The sequence below is a fragment of the Sphingomonas lycopersici genome (genome assembly GCF_026130605.1).
In the GTDB taxonomy this organism is placed as follows: domain Bacteria; phylum Pseudomonadota; class Alphaproteobacteria; order Sphingomonadales; family Sphingomonadaceae; genus Sphingomonas; species Sphingomonas lycopersici.
Window position 1 is genome coordinate 620,724 of sequence record NZ_JANFAU010000003.1, and the last position, 7,391, is coordinate 628,114.

The 7,391-nt window shown below is 67.2% G+C and carries 5 protein-coding genes; all 5 read left to right on the top strand.

What is annotated here, in order from left to right; translation table 11 throughout:
* The first annotated feature begins 82 nt into the window (after window positions 1-82).
* Complete coding sequence (locus NED98_RS09485; RefSeq protein WP_265312801.1) at window positions 83-2,284, top strand: beta-glucosidase family protein; 2,202 nt, start codon at window positions 83-85, stop codon at window positions 2,282-2,284.
* A gap of 2 nt (window positions 2,285-2,286) precedes the next feature.
* Window positions 2,287-3,789, top strand: a complete 1,503-nt coding sequence (locus NED98_RS09490; protein ID WP_265312802.1) for a carboxylesterase/lipase family protein — start codon at window positions 2,287-2,289, stop codon at window positions 3,787-3,789.
* 178 nt (window positions 3,790-3,967) lie between these two features.
* On the top strand, window positions 3,968-4,954 hold the full coding sequence (locus NED98_RS09495) for a LacI family DNA-binding transcriptional regulator (RefSeq protein WP_265312803.1): 987 nt from the start codon (window positions 3,968-3,970) through the stop codon (window positions 4,952-4,954).
* Window positions 4,955-5,030: 76 nt separating this feature from the next.
* Entirely contained in the window at window positions 5,031-6,299 is a 1,269-nt protein-coding gene (gluP, locus tag NED98_RS09500; protein WP_265312804.1) for a glucose/galactose MFS transporter, read from the top strand.
* Window positions 6,300-6,592: 293 nt separating this feature from the next.
* Window positions 6,593-7,267, top strand: coding sequence for a DUF2490 domain-containing protein (locus NED98_RS09505; protein WP_265312805.1), 675 nt, complete (start codon window positions 6,593-6,595; stop codon window positions 7,265-7,267).
* Window positions 7,268-7,391 lie beyond the last annotated feature (124 nt).

Sequence of the window (7,391 nt, forward strand, 5' to 3'; positions counted from 1 at the left end):
TGACGGAGCGAGGAGGCCGGCCCGGCGGCCGGTCTTCCCTCTCCTGCCATCGCATTGCCGAATTACGAACCGGGAGAAGAAGATGCGTTTGATCCTGATGGCCTCCGCCACGTCGCTGGCGATGCTGCCCAGTGCGGTCACCGCGGGCACGACCGATAATGTCGCGGCGGCCGAGGCGCGCGCCGCGGCGACCGTGCGGCAGATGACCCCCGAAGAGAAAACCGTGCTGACCCACGGCATCATGCCGCTGCCGCTCTCGCCGAACGCGCCGCGGCCGCCCGCCGATGCGATCCCGGGCGCGGGCTATATCGCCGGGATCGAACGCCTCGGCGTTCCGGCGCTCAAGGAGACCGACGCCAGCCTCGGCGTCTCCTATGTCATGGGCATCCGCCACGACGGCGCGACCGCGCTTCCCTCGGGGCTGGCGATGGCGGCGAGCTGGAACCCCGATCTCCTCCGCCAGGGGGGCGCGGCGATCGGCGCGGAGGCGCGGGCCAAGGGCTTCAACGTGCTGCTCGCCGGCGGCGCCAATCTGACGCGCGATCCGCGCAACGGGCGCACGTTCGAATATCTCTCCGAAGATCCGTTGCTGACCGGCGAACTGGTCGGCGCGGCGATCACCGGTATCCAATCGAACAACATCATCTCGACGATCAAGCATTTCGCGCTCAACGGGCAGGAGACCGGGCGCAAGTTCATCGACGTCAAGATATCCGATGCGGCGGCGCGCGAGAGCGATCTCCTCGCCTTCCAGATCGGCATCGAGCGCGGCAACCCCTTGTCGGTGATGTGCTCGTACAATCGCATCCACGGCAGCCAGGGCTGCGACAGCGACTATCTGCTCAACAAGGTGCTGAAGCAGGACTGGCGCTACAAGGGCTTCGTGATGTCCGATTGGGGCGCGGTGCCGGGCCTCGACGCCGCGCTCCACGGGCTCGACCAGCAATCGGGCGAGCAGCTCGATCCCGCGGTGTTCTTCGCCAGAACGCTGGGCGATGCCGCCGCGAAGGACCCGCGCTATGCCGCGCGGCTCGACGATATGAACAAGCGCGTGCTCACCGCCATCTATGCCGCGGGGCTCGACAAGAATCCGGCGAAGCCGGGCGGCGCGATCGATTTCGCCGCGCACGCCAAGGTGGCGGAAGATACCGCCAAGCAGGGCATCGTGCTGCTGCGCAACGAGGGGAATGTCCTGCCGCTCGCCAAGACCGCGAAGCGGATCGCAGTGATCGGCGGCTATGCGACGCAGGGCGTGCTGTCGGGCGGCGGCTCGAGCCAGGTGCAGGGTGAAGGCGGACCGGCCGTCACCGTCGCGATCGGCGCGGAGGGGCCGTTCGCCGCATTGATGCAGCAAAACTATCACCGCTCGTCGCCGGTCAAGGCGATCCGCGCAATGGCGCCGGGCGCCGAGGTGGTGTGGCGGATGGGCGATTATGTCGCCGATGCCGTCAACCAGGCGAAGAAGGCCGATGTCGTCATCGTGTTCGCGACCAAATGGTCGACCGAGGGACTCGACCAGGCTGATTTCTCGCTCCCCCACGGGCAGGATGCGCTGATCGAGGCGGTGGCGGCCGCCAACCCGCGCACGATCGTCGTGCTCGAAACCGGTAATCCGGTCGACATGCCGTGGCTCGACAAGACCGCGGCGGTGCTCGAAGCCTGGTATCCGGGCGCGCGCGGCGGCGAGGCGATCGCCTCGGTACTGTTCGGCGAGACCAATCCGTCGGGCCGGCTGCCGATCACTTTCCCGAAAAACGCCGGCCAGCTCCCGCGCCCGATCCTCGATGGCTATGCCGAGCTGGAGCCCAATTTCGCCGGCGAGGCCCCGAGCAAGGATGCGCGGCTGACCGCCGATTACGACATCGAAGGCTCCGACGTCGGCTATCGCTGGTTCGCCCGCAAGGGGGAGAAGGCGCTGTTCCCGTTCGGCTACGGGCTCTCCTACACCAGCTTCACCGCGGGCGGGCTCAAGACCGACGGCAGGACCGCGACCTTCACGCTGGGCAACACCGGCGGCCGCGCCGGCGCGACGGTGGGCCAGCTCTACCTCGTCTCGCGAGCGGGCAACCCCAAACAGCGGCTGGTCGGCTTCAAACGCGTCGAACTCGCACCCGGCGCGTCGCAGAAGGTCAGTGTGACGATCGACCCGCGGTTGCTCGCCGACTGGGATAACGGCGGCTGGAAGATCCCTGCGGGCGATTATGCCTTCGCGCTGGGATCGGACGCCGAGCATCTGGGGCCGGCGGTCACCGTGCGGATCGCCGCTCGTAGCTGGAAGGATTGACGATGCGAAAGCTGATCGCGCTCGCGGGCCTCGCCGCACTCGCCGGCGCTGCTCCTGCCGCCGCCCAGACGGTCCAGACGCTGTCGGGCCCGGTCAAGGGCACCACCAGCGGCGACGTCACCGTCTTCAGGGGCATCCCTTATGCCGCACCGCCGGTCGGGGCGAACAGGTGGCGCGCGCCACAGCCGGTCACCGCCTGGAAGGCGGTGCGCGACGCCGGCGCCTTCGCGCCCGATTGCGCGCAGGCCCCCTTCCCGCCCGATGCCGCCCCGATCGCAACCCAGCCTTCGGAGAATTGCCTCTATCTCAACGTCTGGCAGCCCAGCGGCACGAAGGCCGGGGCCAAGCTGCCGGTCATGGTGTGGGTCCACGGCGGCGGGTTCGTCAACGGCGGCAGCTCGCCCGCGGTCTATGCAGGGGACGCCTTCGCCCGCGACGGGATCGTCTTCGTCAGCCTCAACTACCGGCTCGGGCGTTTCGGCTTCTTCGCCCACCCGGCGCTCGAGAAAGAGGGCTACGGCGGCAATTTCGGCTTCCTCGATCAGATCGCCGCACTGAAATGGGTCCAGGCGAATATCGCCAAGTTCGGCGGCGATCCGGCGCAGGTTACCGTGGTCGGCGAAAGCGCGGGCGGCATGTCGATGCACATGCTGCTGCAATCGCCGCTGGCGCGCGGGCTGTTTGCCCGCGCGATCGTCGAATCCGGCGGCGGACGCGATGCCTTGCCGCAGCCGACCCTCGCCGAGGCGGCGAAGGCCGGAGAAGCCTTCGCGCCGAACCTCACCGCCGATCAGCTCCGCGCGCTGCCGGCGGAGAAGATCACCGGCGATCTTTCGATGATGACGATGCGGCAGCCCGGCTATTCGGGGCCGATGATCGACGGCCGGACGATCACCGGGTCGCCGGTCGCCGCCGCGACCGCAGGTCGTTATGCGCAAGTGCCGGTGATGATCGGCGCGAACTCGGCCGACGGCTTTCCCTTCGTGACCGACAAGGACAAGATATTCGCCGCGTTCGGCGCGGACGCCGACGAAGCACGCCGACTTTACGATCCCGAGGGCAAGGCCACCGGCCTCGCGCTCGGCACCGCGACCAGCGCCGATGCGATGATGATCGAGCCGGCACGCGCGGTCGCCCGCACGCTCGCCGCGCGCCAGCCGGTCTATCTCTATCGCTTCGCTTATGCCGTTCCGCCCGTCGCCGCGGCGATGGGGGGCGCCCCGCATGCGAGCGAGATCCCCTATGCGTTCGACACGGTCGCCGCGCGGCGCGATCCGAAGATGATCCCCGCCGAGGCCCCGGTGGCAGCACTGACGCACCGTTACTGGGTCAATTTCGTCAAGACCGGCCGCCCCGACGGCGCAGGGGGCGTCCCGCTTTGGCCGAAGGCGGTAGCGGGCGACGACACCGTCCAGATCATCGACGGCGCGGGCGCGCGGCACGGCGACGATCCCTATAAGGCCCGGCTCGATTTCACCGAACGGCGCGCCACGGCCCGGCATTGATGATCCGGCGCGGCGGCAGGAACATACCGACCCGCCGCCGCGCCGGATGTGACAAAGACAGACCGGTTGGATATCCCGAACCTGCGGCCGGCGCCATCAGCCGCCCGCATCGTTCGAACCGGATCACGCTGGCGACAGGCATGTGCGATCACCGGCACGCGCCGTAATGGAGAATTGAGTGCCGACCATCCGCGATGTGGCGCAACACGCCGGCGTATCGATGAAATCGGTATCGCGCGTGCTCAACGGGGAGGCGCACGTCCGACCCCAGTTGCGCGATCGCGTGATGGCCGCGGTGGAGGCGCTGGATTTCCGGCCCAATCTGGCGGCGCGCCAGCTTGCCGGGCACAAATCGTTCATCATCGCCTATCCGTTCAACAACCCCAGCGCCGCTTATATCACCGAGATCCTGATGGGTGCGGCGCGCACCTGCCGCGACCACGGCTATCACCTCGTTTCCGAGCCGGTCGAGCTCGACGATCAGATGCTACCGGTGATCGAGCGTCTCATCACCACGCTCCGCCCCGACGGGATGATCCTGACCCCGCCGCTGTGCGACATGCCGGCGGTGGTCGAGCATGTCGCGCGCTTCAAAGTGCCGCTGGTCCGCATCGCGGGCGGGCTCGATCTCTACGGCGAATCGATCGTCATCGACGATCGCACGATCTCACGCGCGATGGTCGCGCATCTGATGGAAAAGGGGCACCGCCGGATCGGCTTCGTCCTCCCGCATCCCGAGCACGCGCTCGCCCAGCGACGCTTTCGCGGCTATCTCGACGGGCTGGCGGAAGCGGGGATCGAGCCCGAGCCGGCGCTGATCCAGCCGGGGCGGTTCGATCTCGAATCCGGCGCGCAGGCGGCGGCGGCGTTGCTCGATCTGCCGCTGCCCCCCACCGCGATCTTCGCCAGCAACGACGAAATGGCGCTCGGCGCGCTGCGGGTCGCGCATAGCCGCGGGCTTTCGGTGCCCGACGATCTCGCAATCGCCGGCTTCGACGATTCCCCCGCGAGCCGCCTCGCCTATCCCGCGCTGACGACGGTACGGCAGCCGACCCAGCTTCTCGGCGCCGCCGCCGCGACGATCCTGCTTGGCGGCGCGCTCGATCCGGCGGCGATCAAGCACGAATTGCTGATCCGCGGTTCGACGGCGAAGCTCGCCGGCTGACCCTCATGTTGCACGACCAGACGCTCGCCCTGGAACAACGCGCGCCCCGCCCCGCGCGGCGCGCCGGAGAAAAGTCATGAACCGATCCGCTCCCGCCGGCGGCGCCTTCGCGGCGGTGACGGCATTGTTTTTCGGCTGGGGTTTCATCACCTCGCTGGTCGACCCGCTCGTCGCGGCGGTGAAGAACATCTTCAGCCTCAGCAACGTCGAGGCGCAGCTCAGCGCCTTCGCCTTCTTCATCGCTTATGCGCTCGCCTCGCTGCCCGCGAGCATGCTGGTCGCGCGGCTCCGGCACGTGCGCGGCATCGTCGTGGCGCTGGCGCTAATGGCGGCGGGCTGCGTCATCATCCTGCTGGCGAGCAATGCCGCGCTTTATGCGGGCGTGCTGCTCGGGCTGTTCGTCATCGCGAGCGGCATCACGATTCTGCAAGTGGCGGCGAACCCGCTCGCCTCGGCGCTGGGGCCGCCCGCACGGCGCCATTTCCGGCTTACCTTCGCGCAGGGCTTCAACTCGCTGGGCACCGTGCTCGGCCCGCTGGTCGGCGCGAGCCTGTTGCTGCGCGGGCTGGATACCAAGCCCGGCGAGATCCTGAGCGACGCCGCGCGCCACGCCGCATTGTCGTCGATCGACACCGCCTTCCTTCTCATCGCGGGGCTGATCGTGCTGCTCGGCGTTTTCATCTGGGCGATGCGCCGTCGGATCGAGGCCGCTGCGCCCCCGCTTGCCGCCGGCGCATCGATCGGCGCCGCGCTGTCGGCGCGCTGGGCGGTGCTCGGCGCGCTCGCGATCTTCCTCTATGTCGGCGCGGAGGTATCGATCGGCACGCAGATGGCGTTGTTCCTCCACGCTCCCGACGTGTGGAACATCCCGCTCCAGCAGGCGGGCTATTTCGTCAGCCTCTACTGGCTCGGCGCGATGATCGGCCGCTTCATCGGATCGGGGCTGATGATCTCCTTCCCCGCGCACCGGCTGCTCGCCGGCGCGATGGCGGCGGCGGCGGCATTGTGCCTTATCGTGTTCCTCGTCGGCGGCGGGATCGGCGGCTATGCCGCACTCGCGGTCGGGCTGTGCAATTCGATCGCCTTTCCGACGATCTTCACGCTCACGCTCGAACGATCGACCGCGAGCGAGGAGGCGACGTCGGGGCTGTTGTGCACCGCCATCGTCGGCGGCGCGGTGTTGCCGCTTGCGGCCGGTGCGATTTCCGATGCCTTCGGTTACCACCATTCCTTCATCCTGCCGGCCGCCTGCTACCTCGCCTTGTGCCTGTTCGCGGTTGCCGCAGGGCGCGCGGCCATCCGGTCGGGTCGCACCGATGATGCCGGGGGCGTGACCCGCCACTGAGGGTCCGCCGCATCCGATGGCGGCCCAGCGGCACGATCCTGGCGGGCGAGCGTACGGACAAAATCAAGCAATAAAGCTTGCTCGTTTAAGACAACATTAAATTACAATTTGGCAATATTCAGAAACATGCAATGTATATATGGAAATTCAATCGCCTCGCCGGAGCAAAGATCCACCGACGATCGATGAAACATATTTCGTAACGATGCATGTAATATGAGATTCAACCGTGGTCTGTTTTAGGTCCTCGATCAATTTAGCTTACCGCTTCGATACGGCCCAAGGCTGACACGGTGTACAGGATTTGGATTCCGGCCGCCGTCGCGCTGCTCGTTGCCGCCCCGGCGCATGCGCAGACCGAGCAAAACGGCCAGGCATGGTTTGCCGTCAACGCGGTCACGGCCTTGTCGGAGAAGGTCGATGCGACACTCGAACTGCATACCCGGGTCGACGACAGCCTGACGGGCCTGACCCAGCTTCTGGTGCGCCCGAGCGTCAGCTACAAGCTCAACCCCAATCTCGCGCTGACCGCGGGCTATCTCTTTTTTCGTCACGATCCCGAAGCCGGGCGGACGACCAACGAACATCGCGTCTGGGAACAGATCGGCTATACGATCCTATCCCGCCCCGATGGCTTGCGACTGACCGGTCGAACCCGCCTCGAACAGCGTTTCCGCGAAGGCGGCGAGACCGGCTGGCGCGTCCGCCAGCAGGTCCGGATCGAGGCGCCGCTGCATACCGCGAGCAAGGTCAATGCGGTCGTCTGGAACGAAACCTTTTTCGGGCTGAACGATACCGGCTGGGGGCCCCGGGCCGGCTTCGACCAGACCCGCACCTTCGTCGGGCTCAACCTTCCGCTGATCGATCGGGTCAGGCTGGAACCGGGCTATCTCAATCAACTGATCGCCCGGCCCGGGCCCAATATCATGAACCACGTTCTCGCGGTCAATTTCAACGTCAGGCTCTAGGGTCCGTACTCAATCAGCTTGCGGTTGAGTGATTTGGCTGATTCAAAGCTTCTGCTTGAAGCGGAGGCGGTGATGGCGAGCCAACTGACCTGGTTGAGCGATGCGGAGTGGGCTCGGATCGAGC

Bases quoted from the DNA above. Each gene is read 5' to 3' on its own strand.
- NED98_RS09490 (WP_265312802.1), top strand. From the start codon at position 2,287: ATGCGAAAGCTGATCGCGCTCGCGGGCCTCGCCGCACTCGCCGGCGCT.
- gluP (WP_265312804.1), top strand. From the start codon at position 5,031: ATGAACCGATCCGCTCCCGCCGGCGGCGCCTTCGCGGCGGTGACGGCA.
- NED98_RS09485 (WP_265312801.1), top strand. From the start codon at position 83: ATGCGTTTGATCCTGATGGCCTCCGCCACGTCGCTGGCGATGCTGCCC.